The organism is Acidobacteriota bacterium (genome assembly GCA_040754075.1).
Classification (GTDB): domain Bacteria; phylum Acidobacteriota; class Blastocatellia; order UBA7656; family UBA7656; genus JBFMDH01.
Map to the genome: position 1 here is coordinate 44128 of JBFMDH010000020.1, position 24149 is coordinate 68276.

The window sequence follows — 24149 nt, forward strand, 5'->3', positions numbered from 1 at the left end:
TGCTCAATCCTGTTGCTCTCACCTCAAATCTCAATGCCGCCGTAATTGCCGCCGGATTTGGGTTGCGGTTTGACAAGGATGGAACGCTCTTCGCTGCGACGGGCGCGGCTCTCGTTTGAATGATATTTTGCCCATTCGGCGGGCGCATCAATGGTTTCGCCGCCGTGTGTCGTTAGCCTGACTCGCACGCGACACATCAAAGGGGTATTCACCGCAACCCCTGAAACGATGACCTGACCTTTGGTGAGCGCAGGCAGTTCGTCGAGCATCCTGCGCCCCGCGCCTTCGACGGTTTTGGCAATCGTATCCTGGTCAATCGGATTGACGATTCGCATGATGAATTGCGTCATGCATTGCGACAAGACATCGGAATCGAGTTTGCCCGGTCGCTGGGTAATCAAACCGATGCCGACGCCGAATTTGCGACCTTCGGATAGGATTTGCTTCAAGACATTGGTTGACACCACGGTTTGCCCTGCGGGCGCAAAGCGGTGCGCTTCTTCGAGCAACACGAAAATCGGATAGGGCAAATATTTCTCATCCGTTGCGCTTGCGACTTCGCCTTTGTGGGTTGCCATGCGCGCAATCAAGGCGCGGCGCAAGAGTGTCGCAACAATCACCTGTTGTTCGTTCTGGTCAATATCGACGAGTTGCAAGACGGTGCATTGACCGGGCTTGAATAATTCATCAAGCGAATTGTGGCGCACATCATCGAAAATCTGATGCTTTGAATAGCCGCGAAAGCGCGCGTCCAGTCGCCACAATAACGCTTCGACAGTCGTTTGCGCGCCCATATTATCGCCTTTTTCATCGTCGTATTTGAGGCGCGTCACTTCATCAGCCAAATCCTGATAACCATAATGCCCGTGTTTGCCAACCCGCTCTTTCACGGCGCGAAACGCCACCCCAAGCAGATGGCGCATCTTCTCTGTGACTTCCGGTAGCAGATAAACGATGTCGTTAAATTCCAAACTATCGAAGCGCACTTTCACCCGTTCGGGCTTGAAAATTTTCACTTCGGGTTCGTAAGCAGACGTTGAAAATAGGTTTTTGAGTTCAGCTTTTTTAATCTCTTGCAGATTATCGTATTCGCCATGCGGGTCAACGATTAACACTGACGAAGCGTTTTCCGGGCGCATCAACTCTTCAATCAACACGCCTGCCGTATAACTTTTGCCCGCGCCGGTCGAAGCTAAGATTGCCAGATGCGTCGAAACCAAATCCTTGACTGATAGCACCACCGGCACCGCATCTTTTTCGCGGGTGAGCAAACTGCCAAGATGTGCCGCGCCGGTCTCCCCTTGTTGTCTTGGTGAAAGCACGCGGGCGAGCATCTCAGATGACGCGAGATAGACGCTCTGACCAGGCATGGGCGGAATGCGCGGGTTGATGAAATCACGAATCTGTTCATCGAAATATCCAATGAGCGACACGGTGATTTCATAAAGTTCGAGGTCACTGTCTTCGATGCCAATCATCGCGGCAATCGCAGCGGGCGGGGTTGCCGGGTCTGCTAAGAAACTATCGGGCAAGGCGCGTGAAAGATTGCGGTCGGTCACGGTGCCGATAATTTTTTGTCCGGCGCGCGTTTCATAGTAAACAAATTCGCTGATGCGGGTCTGGTCGTTGTCTGTGGTGACGAAGATAAATTCATTGGGTTTTTCGCCCGGTCCTTTAACCGTGCCTACGAGTATGTCTGCCATGATTTTGCCTTTATTGAAAAAATTATTGCGGCGTGAATATAGCACAAACAGGATTCAGGATTCAGGATTCAGGATTCGGTTGCAGTTTATTCGTACTTTCGAGCCTGTTTTGAAATTGAATCAGCCGCGATAGTGGCATCAAAATGGTAGCCAGTCGCGCTAAACCGGAAAGCAGAAGCTTGGTACACGACACATTAAGAATAAGCCCGATTTATCGGCATTTCTCCAACATCGTGTGTGCCAATGTCTTGATTTCTGGTTTAGCGGCATACAGTATTTGGTAATCGTCGGTTTGCGGCTGTGCCGCTTTGCGCGTCTTCAACGCGAAGATTAAGAACCGACTGATTCCAGAGGTTTCACCTCCAGCCATCAGGAAACCATCTCTGCAATTTTAAATTCGTCCGCTACTTTTCAACTCATCACTTCACAATAATTTTGCCGCTCACCATATTCATCGAACAGGCGAATTTAATTTCGCCGACCTGCGTGGGCGTAAACTCTATGGCGACCGCCTCATTAAACGGCAACTCCTGGGTGATGCCAAGCGCCGGGATTTGAATTTCTGTCGCGCAGGTGACTTCAACTTTGCGCAGGAAAATCAACCGCGCAGGAATGCCGACTTTCAAAGTAATCACCGATGGCACGAAGCCTTTGTCCGTCAGGGTAATGTTTACCGATTGAACTTTCGTTTCAGTATTCGGTTGTGCATTTTGCTGCACAGAACCTGTGGCTTTCATTGGCAACGGCTCCGCTGCGTTGACTTGCTGTGCCACTGGGGTATCAGTGATTTGTTTGGGATTGATTTTGAGGCTTTCGGCGCGCAATAAAAAACTGCCGTCAGTGACGATGCGTTCGCCGCCCGCAAGTCCCGCGTAAATCGCCGTCACTCCATTTGCCCCGACTCCAGCCTCTACTGTGCGTTGCGCAAACACGCCGGGTTGATCGGTGACGAGAAAAACAAATTGTTTGGCGCCGATGGTCTGCACCGCCAGACTCGGCACATTGACTGCGGTTTTTGCGCCGCTCGCGGATGTGCCGTTCGCGCCAAAATTGACATCAACGAACATGCCGAGTTTGAGCATCTCGCCGGGATTTGCCACTTCAACACGCACCTGCAGGGTGCGCATCTGCGGGTCAACCTGTGGCGCGATGTAAGCGATTTTGCCTTTGAATATTTTTCCCGCATAAGCGGGCGCGGTAATCGTCACCGGCATGCCTTCGCGCACCTTGGCAAAATCGCTTTCGTAAATTTGTCCGATGACCCAGACGCTCGATAAATCGGCAACCCGCAACAATTCTTTGCCCTCCATGATGACTTCGCCGACATTCACCGAACGATTCAAAATTACGCCCGCTGCGGGCGATTCAACCGTAATCAAAGGCGACAGGTCACGCATGGATTGCGCTTTGTCGAGTTGCTCGGAGGTGACGCCAAATAACTGCAAACGGCGGCGGGCGTTTTCAAGGTTGGACTGTTCTTTTTTATACATCGCGGTGGCTTCTTCGAGTTCGGCGCGGCTGGCTGCGCCAATTTCAACAAGCTCTGCGGTGCGCTTGTACTGTTGGTGGCGCTGCTCGATTTCGGCTTGAATTCTAAAATATTCCGATTGCGCTTCGGCAAGTTCCTTGCTGTAAATGGTGGCGAGTTTCTGCCCTTGCCTGACGCGGTTGCCAAGCGCCGCATCCATCTGTCGCACGATGCCGCCGGTAATCGCCATCACCGGCACCTCTTTATACTGATTGGATTCAATGGTGCCCGTCGTTCTCAAGCTTCCACCGGATGCCGCGGTTGTCGCTTGCGGCAAAGCCACAGTTTCGATTTTCAATCCCGCGTTTTCAATTTTTTCAACCGGCAAGGTCAGCATGAAATCGTCGGCTCTGAGCATCGCTTTATCCGACATCGCACTTGTTGAAGGCGTTGCCGTATCCATTGCGGGTTTAGGCACAGGCTTTCCCGCAAGGCTTGCGCGACTGGTGCTGCGCCACCAGTAAACGCCCAGCGGTATACCAACTAAAGCAATCATCAATACCGCTATTACCAACCGCCGATTGCGCTTTAATGAAAGCGGGTTTATTTGGGTTTCGACTGGCGTTTCAACATCGGCGCTTTGCGCCGTTTCTCTGGGGTTTTCTTTATCCTGATTATTCATTGCTCACCTCTTTGAAATCATCAAATATGCCACCTTATTTTTTCGCGCCAATCACCCGTTCAATTTCCGCAAGCGATGATTGATAATCTTTCATCATCTCCGTAAAACTCATTTCGACTTCGATAAACCGGCGTTGTTCGGCAACATAATCGAGCGCCGATTTTTGTCCGAGCGTATAAGTTTTGCGAATCACTTCCAAATTTTTGAACGCCTGTGTGTGAACCCCTTCGCGATAAAGCGCGAAAGCCGCTTGCGCGGCTTCAAATTGCACATACGCCGCAGCCACTTCGTTGCGCGCCACGATTTCGGCAAACTCGCGCCGTTTGCGCGCCGCTTCCTGCGAGGCAATCGCGGCTTCAATCGCGCCTTGATTTTTATTGCGTACCGGCAAGGTCAACTTCACACCAAAGGTTGCCAGGTGAAAGATGCCCTGCACCGGCACACGCCCGCCCATCTCATTCAATCCGAAAACATCGAAACCGGAATTCATTCGCTGATAATTGGCAAAGAGACTGGCATCAACTTTGCCTTCGATGCGCGCCTGTTCGATTTCGGCGGCTGCCAATGCTTCGGCGGCGCGATAGGCAATTAAATCGGCGCGTGATGCAAGCGCCACGCGCAAGGCTTCGTCTTTGGTTTGCGGCGGTTGGTCGAAAACCCAGTCGCCGCGCAAACGCAAATGATCTTCAGCCGACAGTCCAATCAGCTTTTTCAATTCAAGCAAGGCAATTTCAACTTTCGCCTGAAAGCCGATGCGCGAAGCGTCAATGCGATTCATCTCGACAAAGATTTCGCTCTGTTCAAGCGGCGCGCTTTTACCATAATCGACGCGGGCTTTGACCAGACGATGCGAATTGCGCGTCAAGGTGAGCAAATCTTCGCTGACTTGCAGGTTGCGCGCCATTGCCATCGCTTCGACATATTTCATACGCACTTCGGCGGCGAGTTTGCGCTCGAAATCCGCGACCTCGGCTTCTCGCATTTCCAGTTCACGCTGGGCAACCGCGATGCGCGCTTTACGTCTGCCGCCGAGTTCGAGCGGCAGTTCACCGCTAATCATCAACGTGTTATCGGCGCTCGTCAGCCCGCGCGTGCCACTGGCTTCAACCATCGGATTGGGTTTGAAACCCGCCTGTCGTAATCGCCCGCGCGCCTCGGCAATCATCTGTCGCGCCGCCGCCAGTTCGCCGTTATGTTCAAGCGCAAGGCGCACGAGGTCAGCAAGCGAGAGACCATTTTTGGCATCAACGAATTGTGCATAAGTGGGCTGGCTGGCTTCCGCTTCAACCGGAGGTGTCTGTTTGGCGAGCGACACGATGCCGGTTTCCGCTGGCGCGTTCGTTGATTGCGAAAAGACATTCGCCGCCGAAGCAATCATCAGCAACGCGATGGTAATGGGGTTGAGATAAGCATTCCTTTTCATAAATGACTCACTTACTGACAATCAAGAGTCGGTTGAAATCGGCTACAGGAGCCAATCTTGAGGCTGCGCCTCGTGGGCGGCGTAGCCTCAAAGTGAAAATGCGAATTTCCGGGAAGGACTTTGCCCTTCCGCACATCAAAGCGGCAGATAAACCAAATCAAACGCTCACCACTTCTTTTCCTGCTTCTTCATGGCTGCGCGCCGGTTCGCGTTTTAATTTGCGTTCACGCAACCATAAAAAAATCACCGGCGTTACCACCAGCACATGCAGCAATGACGAAATCATGCCGCCAAGCACCGGCGTCGCTAAGGGCTTCATCACTTCCGCACCCGAACTCGTACTCCACATAATCGGCAACAGCCCCGCGACCACCGTGCTCACAGTCATTACTTTCGGTCTGAGCCTCAGCAATGCGCCGTCAATCACTGCTTGTTTGAGCGCCTCATGAGTCAAATACCCAACCTCTGCTCGTTTTCGTTCGACCGCTTCTTCGAGATAAATCACCATCACCATGCCGGTTTGCACGGCGGTTCCAAACAGCGCGATAAAACCAACCCACACGGCAACTGAAAAGTTATAGCCCAGCGCGTAAAGCAGATAGACGCCGCCGGTGAGCGCAAACGGCACGGCAAGCAAAACGTGCGCGGCTTCGATGAACGAACGATAGGTAAAATAGAGCAGCACGAAAATGACGATGAGTACAACCGGCAAGACCAATTGCAATCTCGCCTTGGCGCGTTGTTGATTTTCGTATTGACCGCTCCACTCGAAATAATATCCGGCGGGCAATTTGACGCGCTCATTCAAAACCCGGCGGGCTTCATCAACAAAACTCATGACATCGCGCCCGCGAACGTTTAACAACACGGTGCTGCGCAACAGTCCGTTTTCACTGGAAATCATCGACGCGCCGGCGACCGCGCGAATGGTCGCAAGTTGGGCAAGCGGTATTTGCGCGCCATTTGGCGCAGGCACAATCAATCGCCCCAAGGCATCCGGCGTGGCGCGAAATTCCGGCGCATAGCGCACCCGCACGGGAAAGCGTTTGCGCCCTTCAATAGTCACCGTCAGGTTGTTTTCACCGATGCCGGTGTCAACCACTTCCTGAATCGCCATCACATCAATGCCGTATCGCGCTGCTGCCTGTCGGTCGATTTTAATGTCGATGTAAGGCGCGCCGGTGAGCGGTTCGGGCGAAACATTCGCCGCGCCGTGAATATTCTTTAAGACTTTGGCGACTTCGTTCGATAAGCTTTCGAGTTCATTCAAATCGCTGCCGTAAATTTTTACGCCGAGTTCGGTGCGGATGCCTGTGGTAAGCATTTCGATACGATTGATAATCGGTTGCGTCCAGATGTTTGAAACGCCCGGCATCGAAAGCCGGTCATCCATTTCGGCTATTAATTTTTCGCGAGTCATCCCGGCGCGCCACTCCTGCATCGGTTTAAGGTGCACAATGGTTTCGTTCATATTGACGGGCGCGGGGTCTGTCGAAGTTTCTGCGCGACCGGCTTTGCCCGCCACCCATTCGACTTCGGGGATGGATTTCAAAATCTCATCTTGCCGTTGCATGACGCGCAACGCTTCGTTGATGGAAATCGCCGGGTCGGTGATTGGCATATACATCACATCGCCTTCGTTGAGTTCCGGCATAAACTCCGAACCGATGCGACTGGCAAGATAGAGCGCGCCGCCAAAAAGGGTTGCCGCGGTGAGAAGGGTGATGAGTTTGTGCGCCAGCGCGAATTTTAAAAACGGACGATAAATACCCTGTAAAACCCGCATCACGAAATTGTCTTCTTCGGCGTGAACCCGCCCGCCTAAAAGCAAGGTGCAAAGCACCGGCACCAGCGTCACGGCAATAATCGTTGCGCCAATCATCGCAAAGGTTTTGGTGAAGGCGAGCGGATGAAACAATTTGCCTTCGCGCCCGGTGAGGGCAAACACCGGCACAAAGGCGAGGATGATAATCGTCATTGAAAAAAAGATCGGGCGACCGACGAGTTTCGTCGATTCCAACACGGTTTGCCAGACGCGCTTTCTATCGCGCACATCGACGCCGCGTTTTTCGACATAACGAAAAGCGTTTTCGGTGACGACGATTCCTGCGTCCACCAATACACCGATGGCAATGGCGATTCCCGAAAGCGACATCAGATTCGAGGTGATGCCCATGTAGTACATGAAAAGAAACGAAGTCAGCACAGCGAGCGGCAGAGGAATGGTGACGATGAGAATCGAACGGAAGTGAAAAAGAAAGATAATGTGGGCAAGCGTCACCAGCAGCAATTCTTCGATGAGCGCGCGTTTTAGCGTGTCTGTAGCGCGTTTGATTAAATCGGTGCGGTCATAAAACGGTTCAATCTTTACGCCCGCCGGCAAACCCGATTTGATGGATTCGAGTTTTTGTTTTACGCCTTCGATGACTTCGAGGGTATTGACGCCGTAACGCGCAATGACCACACCGCCAACCGCCTCTTTGCCGTTTTTATCGAGCGCGCCGACACGAAAGGCATTGCCGATTTTGACGGTTGCCACATTGCGGATGTAAACCGGTGTGCCGTTGGCTGCGCCGATGACGATGTTTTCTATATCGGCGACCGATTCAATCAACCCGACGCCGCGCACTACAGCCCATTGCCCATTCTGTTCAATGACGTTGCCGCCGACGTTGGCATTGCTGCGTCGTAAAGCATCAGCGACCATCGAAAACGCCAGCGAGTAAGCCCGCAAGCGATTGGGGTCAACGTCGATTTGATACTGCTGCACTTCGCCGCCAACCGAAGCGACTTCGGCAACGCCCGCCACGGAATTGAGTTGATAGCGAATGAACCAGTCCTGCAAAGTTCGCAGGTCGCGGGTGTTGTAACCGTCGCCTTCGATGGTGTACCAGAAGATTTGCCCCAGCCCGCTCGCATCAGGTCCAAGCGTCGCCGTCACGCCTTCGGGCAATTGTTTGGTAACCAGATTCAACCGCTCAAGCACACGGGTTCGCGCCCAATACAAATCAATTGAATCTTCAAAGATGACGTTGATCATCGAAAAGCCGAACGCCGATTGCCCGCGCACCGTGCGCACACCGGGCAAGCCTTGCAGGTTGGTGGTGAGCGGATAAGTTACCTGGTCTTCGACCTCCTGGGGACTGCGCCCCATCCAGTCTGTGAAAACGATGACCTGATTGTCGGACAAATCGGGAATCGCATCAATCGGCGTGCGCGTCAACGCCCAGTAACCCCAACCGGCGAGCAATAGATACGCCGCAATAATGATGAAGCGATTGTTCAGCGAAAATTCGATGAGGCGATTAATCATAACGAACCTCTGTTGATGATGAATGGTGTCTGTTGAAACGCTTCACCATTGAGCGATAGCAAAACGCGCAAAGCAAGGATGACGACGCTTTCAAATTACTACTTTATTTTGCATTGACGGTCATCGTCGCCCGCCCTTTGCCTTGCGGACTTTCATAAATGATGATGGCTTCCCAGGTGCCTGCAACTTCAATGTTGACCTGGGCGCGATATTCGCCCGGTGTAGCGCTCGTTGTGAGATTCGCTTCATCGTTCATCTCTGCCATCGCGCCCATTGCGGGCATGTGAAAGTTGAGCGAGGCGGCATTGATTTCCACCAACTTGCCTGCTTCATCCGTAAAGGAGAGCCGCAAATCGTTGTCGCCGGATTTTAGTTCACCCGATGCGCTTGAGAGCGTCACCGTCAAGTTGTTCGACCTGGTTGATTTGATCACCTTCGTTTCGCCGCGTTTGGCGTTGCCGCAAGCAGCAACCAGAAACGTCATCGCCAACAAAATGAGATACACCAATTTCGTTTTCATGGATTACTCCTGAAAGCTGGTAAACCAATTGCTGTTCAGCCTGAAATCAGCGGGCTGGTAGTTGAAATGGATTGGCAAGAGACAGGCGCGAACGACTTGCGCCTGTCTCTTTGCTGACAGTTATGATAACGAGTGATGAATTAGTTTTTCTTAGCCGAACAGCAAGATTGACCATCACCTGCGCCGCATTGCGCGCCGGCTTTACATGATTGTTTGGTTGCGCAGCACGCCGCGCCCTCTTTACAACAAGCCGCGCCTTCCGCGCAACATTCATTTTTCGCCGAGCAGCAGTCCTTGCTCATCTCGCAAGCGCCGTCCGTGCAGCAGGCATCTTTGGCTGCACAGCAACCGGCTTTTTCCGTGCTGGCATATCCGACGACGCGATTTTGCGTGCTTTTCTCGCGTTTGCAGGAAGCCGCGCCCATCGTGCAGCAAGCTGCGCCGTCTTTGCAACAGGCTGCGCCCGGCGTGCAGCAATCGGGTTTGGCTTTACAACAAGCGGCGCTTTTTTCCGCTGCTTTATCAGAGGTTGCCCATACATTTTCCGAGGCATAAACGACGCCGCCTAATAATAGGGCAAGGGTGATGATGGTTAATTTGATGGTTTTCATGAGTTGTGTCTCCTGTTAAATAAACATACTTATCCCGCGCTGATGCCTGAGGCATCAGCCAATCAATGGTGATGAATTGCGGTCTGTTGATTAAATCAGGAGCACACAACAGCGCAGGTAAGTGCCACTGCGGTTTTGCGGTTCAAGTAATTTGGCAGGGTGTGAATCGCTGGTGTAAGTGAAAGTTGTTGCGAGTGAATCGGGCAACGTCGCCGGAACCGCAACCGGGCTTTCCGATTTGGGCATGACGGTAAAGGCTACGGTCTGTTTTGCAAGCAACTTACAGACATTCAGTTCACCGTTATTGGCAATTTTCAGCGGCGCAGATTCACTTTGCGATGATTGCGTTGATGGAGATTTTTTTATAGGCTTCCCGCAACAATCTTTTTCGTGGCAAGCGCTTGCGCCGGTTGCCACTGGATTGGTTGCGTGATGCATCGCCATCGGAAGCGATTGAAAAACCGGTTTGAGTATTTCGCTTGAACAACAAACGACACAGCCGATGCCATGAAGCCATAAAAAAACCACCATCAGGCTCAGGCAATTTAAGCGGATGTGTAATTTTAACCGTTTGAAATTCACGCTCAGATTTTATTCCTCAATCTCTTTGCCGTCGAGAAAATTTTTGCGGGATTTTTCCCAAACCGGCGAATCATTTTCTCGAATGAATCAATAAATCAACTTTAATGCCAGAGATTGACTGAATCAAATCGGCTCAGGTCTAATCAGTGAGTCAATGACTGCGAAAATCTACAAGTCCGAATGGGTCTTACCCATCACTTCACCGCCAATTCATCAGGGCGCGATTGCCGTCGATGGCGAACAACTGGTTTTTGTCGGCAGGCAAAATGAACTCGCATCAAACAGACAATTCCCAAACGTCGAGGTTAAAGATTTCGGACGCGCCGCCATTTTACCCGGACTCATCAACACCCACACGCATCTGGAACTGACATTGATGCGCGGCTTTTTGGAAGACCTGCCGTTTCGCGATTGGATTTTGAAACTTACGAAAACCAAATATGAGCGCCTCACTATTGAAGATTTACAGGCGTCAGCCTTACTTGGCGCGGCAGAAGCGCTTCGCGCCGGCATCACCTGTGTTGCCGATACCGGCGATTCGCGCGCGCCGATGGACGCCATGAGGCAAAGCGGGCTGCGCGGTATCGCTTACCGTGAAGTCTTCGGTCCCGATGCAGCAATGGCTTTGCAAGCTCTGGCAGACCTCAAAGCCAAAGTCGCGGAGATGCGCGACAGCGAAAGCGAGCGCGTGAGCGTAGGCGTGTCGCCGCACGCGCCTTATACGGTCTCTGCGGAACTCTTTCGCCACGTTGTTGAATTTGCCGCGCGCGAGGTTTTGGATGTCGCGATTCACACCGCCGAATCATCAGCCGAAAGCGATTTACTGATGTCTGGCACCGGTGATTTTGCTGAACGCCTTGCCTTGCGCGGCATTGAATGGCAGTCGCCGCGCACCTCGACGATTAAATATTTCGCGGCGCTTGGCGTGCTTGATGTTCAACCGCTGTTGATTCATTGCGTGCAGGTTGATGATGAAGATATCGAACTCCTGAGTCGTAGTCGCTCGCGCATTGCCCACTGCCCGAAATCAAATGCCAAACTCGGACACGGCATTGCGCCGCTTGCGAAATTTTTGAATGCGGGAATTCGCGTCGGGCTTGGCACCGATAGCGTCGCCTCCAATAATCGTTTGGATTTACTGAATGAAGCCAACCTCTGTGCGCTGGTGCAGCGCGCGGCGGCAAAAAATTTCAATGAGCCAACGGTTGAGCAGATGTTTCGTTTGATGACTATTGATGGCGCGCGCGCCTTGAATCTCGAAAATCAAATCGGCTCTCTGGAAATCGGCAAGCAGGCAGATGTGATTGCCGTTGATTTATCGGCAACCCACAACGCGCCTTTGCATGACGCGATGGCGGCAATTTTATTCAGCGCGACCTCTAGCGATGTGCGAATGACGATGGTTGCCGGTCGCGTGTTGTATGCGGATGGTGAGATTCAATCAATAGATGAGAGCCGGGTGGCTTCTCAGGTTAATCTGGCATTGCCGAAGCTGATTGATTAGTCGTTGTCTTGCTGCATATTTTTTTGCTGGCTACAATACGTGCGGTGAAATCGATAACCGTAGGAATCAGCGGAGCGAGCGGCGTCATTTACGCCAAGCGCTTGCTTGTGCAACTTGAAGCCAGCAATGAGGTGCGGCGCATCAATCTGGTTATCAGCGGTCCGGCGCGGCGCGTGATGAGCGATGAACTCGACATCACTGCCACCAGCGACGAAGAATTACTTGCACAGCTAATCGGTCGCCCTTCGACCAAAACGGTTATCTTTCACGCGGGTGACATCGGCGCGGCAATCGCTTCGGGGTCATACCCGGTTGATGCGATGGTGATTATTCCCTGTTCGGCTTCGACGCTTGGCGTGCTGGCATCGGGCGCAGCGCGCAACTTGTTGCATCGCGCCGCCGATGTCTGTTTAAAAGAAGAGCGCAAGCTCATCATTGTTTTGCGCGAAACGCCGCTTTCGATTATTCATCTTGAAAATATGTTGAGGCTCAAACAGGCGGGCGCGATGATTGTTCCGGCAATGCCTGCGTTTTATCATAAACCGAAAGACCTTAACGCTCTGGTTGAGCATTTTGTTTATCGCATCCTGGATCACCTGGGCATTTCACATTCATCAGAAACCGTCTGGCACGGCGATGTCACGAAAGTTGAATAAGTCATCGCCTGAGAAAAAACTGTTCTAACCCCTAATCATTACTGGCTCACCTTTCCACTTCATCAGTGGGAAAACTGGCTATCAGTTTGTTCGATAGAGATTTGCTATGAGCAAGGATTTAATTCCCAAAGACGTAGAACAATTCATTCTCAAAAACATTAAATCCGTCGCGCAGTTGGAAGGGCTTTTAATTTTTTGTCATGAACCGGATATGGATTATAGCGCCGAGTCTTTATCCAAACGGCTCTACATCAGCGAAAGCGAAACCGGGAAAATTCTGGCGGATTTGTACGCCGCCGGTTTCATTTCCAGACAATCGGGCAAGCCTGCGCTTTATCGCTATCAACCCAATCCGCCGGAACTCCGACAAATGATTGACCGCGTCGCGGAAATCTATGCCAAATATCTGGTGCCGGTCACCAATCTAATTCATGCAAAACCCAAAACCCGGGTTCAGGAATTTGCCGATGCCTTCAAACTTAGAAAGGAGGAAGAGGAGTAAGTATGGCTGGAATCATCTATGCGCTTTGCGCCATCACGGCTCTTTTCTGCGCGGTGTTGCTTTTACAGGCTTATCGTCGTAGCGGTTACCGACTGCTCCTCTGGGGCGGACTTTGCTTTCTGGGATTAACGTTGAACAACGCCCTGTTAATCGTTGATAAATATGTTTTGCCGTATGTGAATCTGTTTCCGTTACGGTTAATCGCGGCACTGGTTGCGATGATGATTTTATTGTACGGATTAATCTGGGATGAGGAATGAGGTGATGCGATGACATTGATGTTACTGGGCGCGATTGCGATGGCGACATTGGTTGCCGGGATTTTCTTTCTGAAGTTCTGGAAAAAAACCGGCGACCGCTTCTTTCTTTTCTTTGCCATCTCATTTTGTATCGAAGGCATCAACCGGGCGGTATTGGGATTAGTGAGCAATCCCAACGAAGACCAACCATTTTTTTACATTGTGCGATTGCTTTCCTTCGTTATCATTTTAATTGCCATCTTCGATAAAAACCGCAAGAAAGGCGCGGAATGAGGTAAGATGTCAATCCGAGAAAGGCAAAGTCGAATTATTAGCGATGCGAGAAAAATAGGAAATATGAGTTTTGTCAGTCGTTTAAAAATCACCTTAGAGATGATCAAAATTGAGCATACGCTCTTTGCTTTGCCGTTTGCCTTTTTGGGCGCGACACTTGCCGCGCGTGAGTTGCCCGCGCAACCCGCGAGTTTCTGGGGGTTGAAAATATTGTGGATTACCCTGGCGATGGTTGGCGCGCGGTCGGCGGCAATGACTTTCAATCGCATCGCTGACCGCCGAATCGATGCGGCGAACCCGCGCACGGCGACGCGCGCGCTTCCCGCAGGGCTTCTCGATGTAAAATTCGCCTGGGCGTTTACGATGGTCTCATCGGCGCTTTTTTTAATTGCCGCTTACAACCTCAACCGCCTGACGCTTCTGCTGTCGCCGGTCGCGCTTGGTTCTGTCCTGGCTTATTCCTATTGCAAACGCTTTTCTGCTTTGTCACATTTTATTTTAGGCTGGTGTTTATCAATCGCGCCGTCGGGCGCGTGGATTGCGATTACCGGGAGTCTCACAATGGTGCCGTTTCTGCTTTCAATGGCGGTGCTACTGTGGACTGCGGGTTTCGATGTGTTGTACGCCTGCCAGGATTATGAATTCGATAAAGGCGCGGGGCTGCATTCCATCCCCCAATATTTTGGCATTGCCAGAGCGTTATGGATCGCCCGCGCCATTCACGCCTTGATGTTTGCAGTGTTGATGTTGTTTTTCTATAAAGCGAACCTCGGCTGGTTGGGTTTGGTCGGCGTCATCGCCACCGGCGCACTGCTTTTGTATCAACACAGCATCGTTAAGGCAACTGACCTTTCGAGAATGAACGCCGCTTTTTTCACCACCAATGCCTTTGTGAGCATCATTCTTTTCTTTACGATGGCAACCGACGCGCTTTTACTGCATAAGTAATCTGCATCAACTGACGGTGAACTTCTCGCCAAACCTCGCTATAATCCGTTTGCATGATTTTATCGGGAAGAAATCAGCGCGGGCTTTCAAAAATAGAAATTGTACGCTGCCAGCAAATCTGGAAATTTTTATGTGGCAATAAAAAACTTGAGCTTGTGATCATCGCGGCGCATAAACATTCTTCCCGAACACGTTTCCTTGAGAACGAAAATCGCGTTTATCTGGGCGCTGATGTTAAACCGGGAAGCGGAATAGAAGCGAATGCGCGAATGTCAATTGTCGCCTGTTTGGCTCATGAACTGGCTCATGTGCAGAGATTTGAGATGGGTTTTCGGCGAACCTTTGATTTTCCTGATAACCTCATTGATGAAGCGGAAACTAGTCTTCACGCTTCTTGCTTTACGCAGATTGGCATAAAAGACCGGGAAGATTTAATTGAAGATGCCAGAGACCGCTTAATTCAATGGCTGAGTGAAACCGGCAGGAGGTCGAGAAATGAAAGTGGAACCTAGCGGCGTAATCTTTAATGGAGTTTGTGAAGTTCAAACCGATAAATGCGTTGCCAGAGAAACAGCACCAATCACTGCGGTGTGGACCTTTCCCGGACGTTTACAAGTTAACGTTTGCGGCGCTTGCATTGAGGAACAGGCGCGAACCGGCGAGTGGAAAATTCAAGGCGCGAGAGTGTTGCCTCGCGTAGACGTAGCCGCATACTCTCCCGATAAAAAATTAAAACTTGTCGTTGAAGTGAAAAAAAAGCCCGGCAAAAAAACTTCTTTAAAAAGCTGGGTAAAAACTATTCATCATAATTTGATTGCTCAAGGCGGGGTTCCGCAAACCCCCTACTTTCTTTTGGCGGTTGTGCCTGACAAATTTTACTTATGGAAGCACGAAACCCTGGCGGCATCAAACAAACCTCCCGATTATGAAGTTAATGTAAGCGATTTATTGAAAAAATATGTAGAAAAAACTTCTTTCACTTTTGAAACCGCCAGCGAGTATCAATTCGAGCGCCTGATTTCCCAATGGCTCGAAGATACTATACGGGCAAAAAAATCGGATGATGAAGCTTTGCGATGGATTTATGAATCAGGCTTGTATGATGACATCAAAGGCGGCTTGGTGATGACCCAAGCTGCGGTTGCGGCATAAATAATGGACTGATAATCTCCCCTCCATTCCCAAGAGCGCCTAGCTTAAATTTTCGAGGCAATAATGAAATTGCCTAAAAACCCTAAACTCGTTGCTATTTTCATTCTATTAATTTCAGCTGGCATTTTGTCATTAATAATTTTTGAGCAAGTTGAGCAAAGTCGCAGAATTAATGAAGCAGTTGAATCAGGGCTTGCGGTAGATATCAGTCCAGATTATCTGCAACGAAATCTTCGGATATTTCTTGCGATGCTCTTTAGCGGAATGGCTCTTGGGTCAAAGCGAATGTCTTGGGTCGCTCTTATATTATCAGCTTTGATTTTCGTTCCTATTGAAATTCTCAACCAGTTCCATCGCGAGGTTTCATTTGATACGCCCGAACCCGAAATACGTTTTGTAGCGGAGATTTTGATTTTATTGAGCATTGCTTTTACTTTTAGAAAAATGAACCACGTTATTTTATCTATTCTGGCTTTAGTCTTTATTTTGATTGAATATCTATTTTGGGTTCTTCAAACGCGCATATTAATAACAGACTTGGGCGTTCAATACATCTATCCGAACACCTCTCTCAACAATATTTTCTATGGCGCAAATTGGTGGCACGTAGGTATTTTGTTACTATCTATTTCTTTGTTGATTTGGGAAGTTATTTACTATGTGCGGGATTTGCGGCATCGTCGGCACGCCCGATGAACCACTGATTAAAAATATGCTCGCAGCGATTGCGCATCGCGGCCCCGATGATGAAGGCATCTTCATTGCCGACGCCGCCGAGGGCGAGCGCGTAGGTTTAGGTCATCGCCGGCTGTCGATTATCGATTTATCATCTGCCGGTCACGAGCCAATGACCGATGAACGCCGCGAACTGTGGCTCACTTATAACGGCGAAATTTATAACTTCAAAGAAGTCCGCAAAGAACTGGAAAAACGCGGGCATAAATTCAAATCCGATAGTGACGCCGAAGTCGTCATCTACGCTTACCGCGAATGGGGCTTGAATTCGCTTGCGCTACTGAACGGAATGTTCGCGTTTGCCCTCTGGGATGCGCGCGACAATTCATTGCTTGTAGCGCGTGACCGCTTGGGCATCAAGCCGCTTTACTATGCCGATACGCCCGCCGGGTTTGCTTTCGCTTCGGAAATCAAAGCCTTGCTCACCATCCCGAATTTCAAGCGCGAAGTTGACCTTGAATCCCTTGACCAGTTCCTGACATTTTTATGGACGCCTGACCCCAACACGATTTTTCAAGGCGTGAAGAAATTGCCGCCCGGTCATTTCTTGATTTATAAAAACGGGAAAACCGAAGTTCGCGAGTATTGGGACGTAGCGTTTCACGAAGACGATACACTGAGTGAACCGGAATGGATTGAGCGGGTGCGTGAACAGATTGAACGCAGCACTCGTTTGCAGATGATTGCCGATGTGCCGCTCGGCGCGTTCCTATCGGGCGGCATTGATTCGTCATCAATCGTCGCTTTGATGTGCGGGATGTCCGAGCAGAAGGTCACGACCTACACTTTTGGTTTCAAAAGCGAAGACCTCAAATACGATATTCTCGAAGACGATGTGAAATACGCCCGCGAAGTCGGGGCGAAATTTGCAACCGATTATCACGAAGATTTTTTTGAACCGCAGGTGATGGAGCTTTTACCGAAACTCGTCTATCACCTCGATGAACCGGTCGCTGACCCAGCGGTCATCACCAGTTTTCTAATCTGCAAAGCGGCGCGTGAACGCCTCACCGTACTGCTGTCAGGAATGGGCGGCGATGAAGTGTTTGCGGGCTATCCGCGCCACCTCGCGGTTCGCCTTGCCGATGCTTACAACCTGATTCCGTCATTTATCTCGCGTCCGCTGGTTGCGGCGATGCCTGCATCGGTTCCCGGCAAATTCAACGCGGTCTTTCGCAATACCAAAAAACTGGCGCGTTCGGCAGAGTTGCCACTTCGTGAACGTTACTTAGGTTTCGGAACCTATTTCAACGAAACCGAAAAACAGGATTTGTATGCAAATGCAATGCGCGAGAAAACAACCGGCTTTGACGCCATGCGCGCGCATCAAAAATATTTCGACAAAGTTGCCGGTGAAGACTTCGTCAACCAGATGCTCTACATTGATTTGAAAACTTTTTTACCGTGCTTGAACTTGACCTACACCGATAAAACCAGCATGGCGAATTCGCTTGAGGTGCGTGTGCCGCTGCTTGACCACGACCTCGTAGAACTTGCGGCGCGCATCCCGGCGCGACTGAAAATCAAGGGACTCACGCGCAAATACATTTTGAAAAAAGCCGCCGAATCGTGGCTTCCGCGCAACATCATCTATCGCAAAAAAGCCGGATTTAGCGCGCCTTTGAGAGCATGGCTCAGACGTGATTTGCGCGACATGGTCGAAGATTTACTTTCGGAATCGAACATCCGACGGCGCGGTTATTTCGATTACCCGGAAGTGCGCCGTTTGATTGATGCGAACCTCGCAGGTCGCGAAGACAACAGCTTGAAAGTTTTCCAACTGTTGACGCTCGAACTCTGGCACCGGGAATTTATTGATTGATCAGTCTGGAGTCGCGGGTCTGGAGTCTGGAGTCTTTTGTGGCTTCGGACTCCAGACTCCAGACTCCAGACTCCAGACTCTTTATGAATGATGAACTGAAAGCGCGGGTGCATGATTTCTGGCAAGCCAACCCTTGTGGGGCGAAGTTTGCCGAAATGCAGATTGGCTCGCGCGAATTTTTTGCAGCGATTGAAGCGCACCGCTATGCGACTGAATGGCACATTCCCGAAGTCGCGCAGTTTGAAAAGTGGCGCGATAAACAGGTGCTCGAAATCGGCTGCGGGCTTGGAACCGACGCGATTAATTTTGCCCGTGCTGGCGCGCATTACACCGGCGTCGATTTGACCGAACGTTCGATTGAACTGGTCGGCAGGCGATTCGCTTATGAAAATCTGAGCGGTGATTTGCGCGTCGCCGATGCTGAAAATTTGCCGTTTGCCGATAACACCTTCGATTTAATTTATTCACACGGCGTTTTGCATCACACGCCTGACACGCAAAAGGCAATCAACGAAGCGCATCGCGTCTTAAAACCCGCTGGCACGGCGATGGTGATGCTCTATCACAAAAGTTCTTACAACTATCATGTCAATATCATGTTGCTCAGACGCTTTGGCGCGCGGCTTCTGGCATTTGATTGGGGCGTGCCGTTCGTTCACGCGATGACCGGCGAAGATGAAACGCGGCTTCGCGAATTGCAAGAGCTTTATCGAGGCGATAAATCGCGAATGCTTTCCCGCGAAGAATTTTTGAATCAAAACACCGATGGCGCGGGAAACCCCTTGGCGCGCGCTTACACGCGACGCGAGGCGCTAAAATTATTTTCGCGTTACCGTGAAGCGCGCACCGAAGCGCATTTTTTAAACAAACGCTGGATTCCTGTGTTCGGACGAATCTTGCCGCGCGGCGTTGAAACAGCGTTAGCGCATCGCATCGGCTGGCATTTGTGGATTATGGCGAAGAAGTAAGTGAGGAAAGCAGTCCGTATTCAGGAGTCAGAATCACAAAAGTATGAAGTATGAATGATGAAGTATGAACAGAAAGATTTTTCTATTTGTTCATCATTCATCGTTCCGCCTTCATCGTTTCTTTTATACTGACTCCTGATTTTCACTGAGGTATGTATTTGAACGAGCGATATTCACGACAAATTTTATTTGCAGGAATCGGCGAAGCGGGGCAAGCGCGACTGCTTGCATCGCGCGCCGTCATCATCGGTTGCGGGGCGCTCGGCGCGGTGCAGGCTGAAACCCTGGCACGCGCCGGTGTCGGGCACATCGTTCTGGTCGACCGCGACTTTGTCGAATCGTCCAATCTGCAACGCCAGATTATGTTTGAAGAAGCCGACGCCCGCGAGCGTTTACCGAAAGCCATCGCCGCCGCGCGTCGCATTGCCCGCGTCAATTCCGATATCGAAGTCACGCCGATGGTGACCGATATCAACTACGAAAACATCGAAGAGATTATCGCGGGCGCTGACGTGGTGCTCGACGGCACAGACAATTTCGAGACCCGCTATTTAATTAATGATGCTTGCGTGAAAAATAAGCTTGCGTGGATTTACGGCGCGGCGGTTGGTTCTTATGGACTGACGATGACGGTTTTGCCGAAAGTAACGCCGTGCCTTCGTTGCATGCTGGAAGAGATGCCCGAACCGGGTTCGGGTCCGACCTGCGATACGGCTGGCGTAGTGATGCCGATTATCTCTATCATTGCTTCGATTCAAGCCGCAGAGGCATTAAAAATCCTCACCGACCAGAAAGATAAATTGCACCGTTCGCTGATTCGTGTTGACGTGTGGGATTTTGAAATCAACCGCACGAATCTCGCGAATTTCGCAGGGCAAACTGAATGCCCGGTGTGCGCCGAAGACGAGTTTGAATTTTTGCAGGGCGCAGGAAGGCAGGTCGCCGTGTCGCTTTGCGGGCGCAATGCGGTGCAGATTGCCCGGTCGAAGGCGGCGAAGCTTGATTTCAAAACCCTCGCCGAACGCTTGCGACCACTGGGCGAAGTCGTGTTCAATGATTTTTTGTTGCGTTTTCGCGTCGAGGGTTACGACATCACGGTCTTTGCAGACGCCCGCAGCATTATTAAAGGCACAAACGACATCAACATCGCGCGCGGTTTGTATGCGCGATATATCGGAGTCTAAAAATTGTGCTTCGTACTTTGTAGTTGGTTGCACAGTACAAAGCACGAAGTACAAAATCGAAGTACAAAATCGAAGTACAAAATCATGGAAGCGAAATTAAATTATTTAACCTCTTCAACCGGCGATGTTTTCGAGCAGGATTTCATCGGCGAATGCGAAGTCATCGTGCGACGCGAAGGGCATAGTCGCGCGCGGCATACGCTGACGGTTGGCAAGCGCACCATCGGACGGTTGCGCTGGATTGGCATGCGCCGGGCGGTTTACGAAGCCGATGGATTGCAATTTGACATCACGGTTTCGGCTTTCGGCAAACGCATTTCCATCGTCGCGCAGGATGACAAAGAATCGCATCTGATTGAACGTTCGCGCGCTAATCCAAATAAAGCCGGGATTCGTTTGGAGATGGCAGAAGGCGATAATTTTCGCTTGCTCAGATTTTTAGATAGTCGTCTGCGTTCGGAACAATCTTTTGTCGTCAACAAACGCTTTTATAATTCGCACCTGTTGGTCTTTCGCTTCAGTGCCCGGCATCGCTCACAAACCACTGCGCGTATTGAGGTGCAGCATTCGATGAAATGGGAAGCGCGATTTATGCATAGGCTGTTTGCGCTCGTCTTGTGCAGAATCATTCTTGAGCGCCGCGAATCGGGCGCACAGCGCGTGCGTGTGAAAGAGAAAAAAGCGCACGGCTTTTCCAGCAGTGTGCGGGTTCGTGAACGCAAGAGGATTTATTAAAAATGTTTTGCGGCAAAGCCGCCTTAATAAGACAAGACTTTAAACAACAATTTTTTAACGTCATGACACAAGCATCAACCCGCATTCGCGTTCCTTCATCCACCTCTAACTTAGGGTCGGGATTTGATTCGCTCGGACTCGCCCTGCAATTTTATTTAACTCTTGATGTCGAACCGGCTGAAGAGATGACATTTACATTTTCCGGTGAAGGCGCAGCCGAACTCAACGCTTCGACGGAAGACAATTTAATTTTTCAGGCAATGAAATTTATTGCCGCACGCGAAGGCGTCGAACTTCGCCCCGCTCGCTTTCACGTCACCAATGAAATTCCTCTGGCGCGCGGGCTTGGCTCATCGGCGGCAGCCATCATCGCGGGCTTTTCGGCGTTTGAAGTCGTCACCGGTGTACAACTTTCACAACAGAAGCTGATGGATTACGCCACTGAGATGGAACACCACAGCGACAATGTCACGGCTGCATTGCTGGGCGCTTTCGTGGTAAGCTCTGTTGACGAGAGGGGAAAAGTTTTTGCGGCAAAAGTCGATTTTCCTGAAGCGGTTCGCGCCATCGTGGTGATTCCGAATTTCAAAGTGCGAACTGAAGAAGCGCGCCGGGTCGTCCCGTTGAATCTGTCACGCGAAGATGCGGTCTTTAATATTCAACGCGCCGCGATGTTTGTCGCAAGCGTTGCCGCCAGGCGTTATGATTTGTTTCGCGAAGCCATGCGTGACCGTTTGCATCAACCCTATCGCGCGCCGCTGGTTCCGGGACTGGCAGAGATTTTAAATCTCGAAAATGTCGAGGGGCTTTTAGGGGTGGCACTCAGCGGTTCGGGGCCGACCGTGTTCGCTCTGGCAAATGACGACTTTGAAGGCGTGAAACAGGCTCTGGTGGCGGTTTTCGCGTCACGCGGCATTGAGTGCAAAGCGCACATTGTGGCGGTGGATACCACAGGGCGGGTCATCACCCGGAGTTAATTTGATTTTTTAATTGGAGAAGTTTATGGCTAAGAAAAAGAGTAACAAAAGTAAATTGCCGTTGTTTGCGGGCGTCGTCATCATCGCCCTGATTGGCTTTGGCGGGTATTCATTGATGTCGAAAAAGGCGACCACCCCAAGCCTTGCGGTTTCGCCGGAACCCTTGACGGTGCAAAGCGTCTCGCAAAGCCTTGAAGCTTATCGCGGCAAAGTCGTCATCCTCGATTTATGGGCGACGTGGTGTGGACCCTGTCGCGTTGAAATACCGGATTTCATCAAATTGCAAAATCTCTATGGCCCGCAAGGTTTCGCTGTGGTCGGAGTTTCGGTTGACCCGATTGACCAGCGCGGCGGCGGTGCGGCAGCGGTCGCTCCGTTTATGAAAAACATGGGCATCAATTACAACATCTGGATGGTAACTGATATGAGTGCGCTGGGTCCTTATCAAATGGGTTCAGGCATTCCCACCACGTACATCATTGACCGCGATGGCAAAGTCGCTCAGAAATATGTTGGGGTGCGCCCTTACAACGTGTTTGAAAACGATATTAAGAAATTGCTTTAGTGAGGATGCAGGGGAGAAGAAACGATGAAGGCGGAACGATGAACGATGAACAGAAAGCGTTTTGCAGTTGTTCATCGTTCATCGTTCCTACTTCATACTTTCCTTTCCCTGAATCCTGAATCCCGAATCCTGAATCCTTATGAATCCCAAGCCTCTCACCGAACAAACCAATCCGAATACCAGAGACATCGATAGACGCTCGACCCTGGAAATCGTCAAACTCATCAACGAAGAAGACAAACAGGTCGCCGTAGCGGTTTCCCGCGTATTGCCGCAAATCGCCCGCGCCGTTGATATGATTGTTGAACGCTTGGAAAACGAAGGCAGGTTGTTTTATGTCGGCACCGGAACCAGCGGCAGGCTCGGCGTGTTGGATGCGTCGGAATGTCCGCCGACCTTTGGCGTTTCACCGGAACTGGTGATTGGCATTATCGCGGGTGGAGACACCGCTTTAAGAAATGCTGTCGAAGGCGCAGAAGACGATTTGCATCAGGCGGCAATTGATTTGCACACCATTGGGGTTTCGGCAAAAGATGCAGTGGTTGGCATCTCTGCAAACGGCAATACGCCTTATACGCTTGGCGCGTTGGAATTCGCGCAGGAACTCGGCGCGGCGACGATTGCAATTACCTGCAACGAAGGGTCGCAGATGACGCAAATCGCCGAGGTGTCAATCGTGCCGGTGGTTGGCGCGGAAGTCATCGCCGGTTCTTCGAGAATGAAAGCCGGTACGGCGCAAAAGATGATTTTGAATATGCTCTCGACGGCGACCATGATTCGTCTGGGGTTGGTCTACAGCAACCTGATGTCGAATTTGAAAGCGACCAATGAAAAGTTGCGTCGTCGCGCCAGAGCGATACTTGCCGAAGAAATGGGTTTAAGTGAAGAAGCCGCGGCGCGCATTTTTGCTGAGGCAGGTGATGATTTGAAAATCGCTCTATTGATGACCCGCGCTAATTTGTCACGCGAAGACGCCGAAACGACTTTGCAAAAATTCAACGGCTCGGTGCGCCGGGCGTTAGATAGTTTTATATTACCGGAGAACTAACTAGCGAAGTCTTTTAATTGCTGAAATGCGAATGAAGAAAAATATTATCCACTCATGGAATTGAACCTCATAATGTCAAAAAAGCAACTCTTTATTAAAGCCATATCTTTAATTGTAGCTTTGGGGGGCGTCGGTCATTTAGCACTTGCTCATTGTGTTCAGGAGGATAAAGTTTGTTATTTTATTGTTTCAGACACAAGTGATTCGGTGATGCGTACAGTTGATATTTTGCTTGATGAAGAAGATTTTACAGAACCCAAGCTGCGTAGCTTGATGACCCAATTCAGAACGAAGTATTCGGAGCCTAATATGATTGTTATGTTGTTTTCTAAAGTGGAACGCTATAACCAATCACGAATGGGGCATGCGAGTTTGCGAACTAAAAAGACCTATGCTGAAGGGGTATTAATTTATAGAGAAAATGATCTCATTATACGATTCAAAAAGTCGTCGGAAAGCGACCTGCAAACCGTGGTAGTGCAAGGAAAAGATTCCTTCAAGTGATAAAACTACCTTTT

Annotated in this window: 24 protein-coding genes; 17 read left to right on the plus strand and 7 right to left on the minus strand. The window is 50.6% G+C overall.

Annotated features, from left to right (window positions below; genetic code table 11):
- Nucleotides 1–23: 23 nt before the first annotated feature.
- From AB1757_19915 to AB1757_19945, 7 genes are all read right to left on the minus strand, one after another.
- A complete protein-coding gene (locus AB1757_19915; protein MEW6129317.1) occupies nucleotides 24–1703 on the minus strand; it encodes an ATP-binding protein in 1680 nt (559 codons plus the stop codon).
- A 419-nt stretch (nucleotides 1704–2122) separates the two neighbouring features.
- A complete protein-coding gene (locus AB1757_19920; protein ID MEW6129318.1) occupies nucleotides 2123–3853 on the minus strand; it encodes an efflux RND transporter periplasmic adaptor subunit in 1731 nt (576 codons plus the stop codon).
- 34 nt (nucleotides 3854–3887) lie between these two features.
- Nucleotides 3888–5276, minus strand: a complete 1389-nt coding sequence (locus AB1757_19925) for a TolC family protein (protein MEW6129319.1) — start codon at nucleotides 5274–5276, stop codon at nucleotides 3888–3890.
- 157 nt (nucleotides 5277–5433) lie between these two features.
- Nucleotides 5434–8589, minus strand: coding sequence for a CusA/CzcA family heavy metal efflux RND transporter (locus AB1757_19930; GenBank protein MEW6129320.1), 3156 nt, complete (start codon nucleotides 8587–8589; stop codon nucleotides 5434–5436).
- Between the two features lie 103 nt (nucleotides 8590–8692).
- Nucleotides 8693–9109 (minus strand): FixH family protein, encoded by a 417-nt coding sequence (locus AB1757_19935; protein ID MEW6129321.1) that lies wholly within the window; start codon nucleotides 9107–9109, stop codon nucleotides 8693–8695.
- Between the two features lie 140 nt (nucleotides 9110–9249).
- Nucleotides 9250–9720, minus strand: coding sequence for a hypothetical protein (locus tag AB1757_19940; GenBank protein ID MEW6129322.1), 471 nt, complete (start codon nucleotides 9718–9720; stop codon nucleotides 9250–9252).
- Nucleotides 9721–9810: 90 nt separating this feature from the next.
- Complete coding sequence (locus AB1757_19945; protein MEW6129323.1) at nucleotides 9811–10251, minus strand: hypothetical protein; 441 nt, start codon at nucleotides 10249–10251, stop codon at nucleotides 9811–9813.
- Between the two features lie 205 nt (nucleotides 10252–10456).
- On the opposite strand from AB1757_19945, the gene AB1757_19950 reads away from it, so the two are divergent.
- The 17 genes from AB1757_19950 to AB1757_20030 all read left to right on the plus strand — a co-directional run bounded on the left by AB1757_19950 (nucleotide 10457) and on the right by AB1757_20030 (nucleotide 24135).
- Entirely contained in the window at nucleotides 10457–11806 is a 1350-nt protein-coding gene (locus AB1757_19950) for an amidohydrolase family protein (protein MEW6129324.1), read from the plus strand.
- 44 nt (nucleotides 11807–11850) lie between these two features.
- The gene (locus tag AB1757_19955; GenBank protein ID MEW6129325.1) at nucleotides 11851–12462 is read left to right on the plus strand and encodes a UbiX family flavin prenyltransferase; all 612 of its coding nucleotides are present in this window, start codon (nucleotides 11851–11853) and stop codon (nucleotides 12460–12462) included.
- Between the two features lie 106 nt (nucleotides 12463–12568).
- Nucleotides 12569–12964, plus strand: coding sequence for a hypothetical protein (locus AB1757_19960; protein ID MEW6129326.1), 396 nt, complete (start codon nucleotides 12569–12571; stop codon nucleotides 12962–12964).
- Nucleotides 12965–12966: 2 nt separating this feature from the next.
- Nucleotides 12967–13224 carry a DUF5985 family protein gene (locus AB1757_19965; GenBank protein ID MEW6129327.1) on the plus strand — a complete coding sequence of 86 codons (258 nt, stop codon included), beginning with the start codon at nucleotides 12967–12969 and terminating at the stop codon, nucleotides 13222–13224.
- Nucleotides 13225–13233: 9 nt separating this feature from the next.
- Nucleotides 13234–13497, plus strand: coding sequence for a DUF5985 family protein (locus tag AB1757_19970; GenBank protein ID MEW6129328.1), 264 nt, complete (start codon nucleotides 13234–13236; stop codon nucleotides 13495–13497).
- 63 nt (nucleotides 13498–13560) lie between these two features.
- Complete coding sequence (locus AB1757_19975; protein ID MEW6129329.1) at nucleotides 13561–14445, plus strand: UbiA-like polyprenyltransferase; 885 nt, start codon at nucleotides 13561–13563, stop codon at nucleotides 14443–14445.
- Between the two features lie 53 nt (nucleotides 14446–14498).
- The gene (locus AB1757_19980) at nucleotides 14499–14957 is read left to right on the plus strand and encodes a hypothetical protein (GenBank protein MEW6129330.1); all 459 of its coding nucleotides are present in this window, start codon (nucleotides 14499–14501) and stop codon (nucleotides 14955–14957) included.
- Nucleotides 14941–15597: a hypothetical protein gene (locus AB1757_19985; protein MEW6129331.1), complete on the plus strand. Its 657-nt coding sequence runs from the start codon at nucleotides 14941–14943 to the stop codon at nucleotides 15595–15597. Before AB1757_19980 ends, AB1757_19985 begins: the two co-directional genes overlap by 17 nt.
- A gap of 63 nt (nucleotides 15598–15660) precedes the next feature.
- Nucleotides 15661–16293 (plus strand): hypothetical protein, encoded by a 633-nt coding sequence (locus tag AB1757_19990; GenBank protein ID MEW6129332.1) that lies wholly within the window; start codon nucleotides 15661–15663, stop codon nucleotides 16291–16293.
- Nucleotides 16256–18154: an asparagine synthase (glutamine-hydrolyzing) gene (gene asnB / locus AB1757_19995; GenBank protein MEW6129333.1), complete on the plus strand. Its 1899-nt coding sequence runs from the start codon at nucleotides 16256–16258 to the stop codon at nucleotides 18152–18154. Before AB1757_19990 ends, asnB begins: the two co-directional genes overlap by 38 nt.
- 83 nt (nucleotides 18155–18237) lie before the next feature.
- A complete protein-coding gene (locus tag AB1757_20000) occupies nucleotides 18238–19122 on the plus strand; it encodes a class I SAM-dependent methyltransferase (GenBank protein ID MEW6129334.1) in 885 nt (294 codons plus the stop codon).
- A gap of 152 nt (nucleotides 19123–19274) precedes the next feature.
- Nucleotides 19275–20306 carry a ThiF family adenylyltransferase gene (locus AB1757_20005; protein ID MEW6129335.1) on the plus strand — a complete coding sequence of 344 codons (1032 nt, stop codon included), beginning with the start codon at nucleotides 19275–19277 and terminating at the stop codon, nucleotides 20304–20306.
- Between the two features lie 84 nt (nucleotides 20307–20390).
- Nucleotides 20391–21041: a hypothetical protein gene (locus tag AB1757_20010; protein ID MEW6129336.1), complete on the plus strand. Its 651-nt coding sequence runs from the start codon at nucleotides 20391–20393 to the stop codon at nucleotides 21039–21041.
- 2 nt (nucleotides 21042–21043) lie between these two features.
- On the plus strand, nucleotides 21044–22018 hold the full coding sequence (gene thrB / locus AB1757_20015; GenBank protein MEW6129337.1) for a homoserine kinase: 975 nt from the start codon (nucleotides 21044–21046) through the stop codon (nucleotides 22016–22018).
- Between the two features lie 25 nt (nucleotides 22019–22043).
- Nucleotides 22044–22583 carry a redoxin domain-containing protein gene (locus AB1757_20020; protein ID MEW6129338.1) on the plus strand — a complete coding sequence of 180 codons (540 nt, stop codon included), beginning with the start codon at nucleotides 22044–22046 and terminating at the stop codon, nucleotides 22581–22583.
- Nucleotides 22584–22722: 139 nt separating this feature from the next.
- Nucleotides 22723–23631 carry an N-acetylmuramic acid 6-phosphate etherase gene (gene murQ, locus AB1757_20025; protein MEW6129339.1) on the plus strand — a complete coding sequence of 303 codons (909 nt, stop codon included), beginning with the start codon at nucleotides 22723–22725 and terminating at the stop codon, nucleotides 23629–23631.
- Nucleotides 23632–23703: 72 nt separating this feature from the next.
- Complete coding sequence (locus AB1757_20030) at nucleotides 23704–24135, plus strand: hypothetical protein (GenBank protein MEW6129340.1); 432 nt, start codon at nucleotides 23704–23706, stop codon at nucleotides 24133–24135.
- Nucleotides 24136–24149 lie beyond the last annotated feature (14 nt).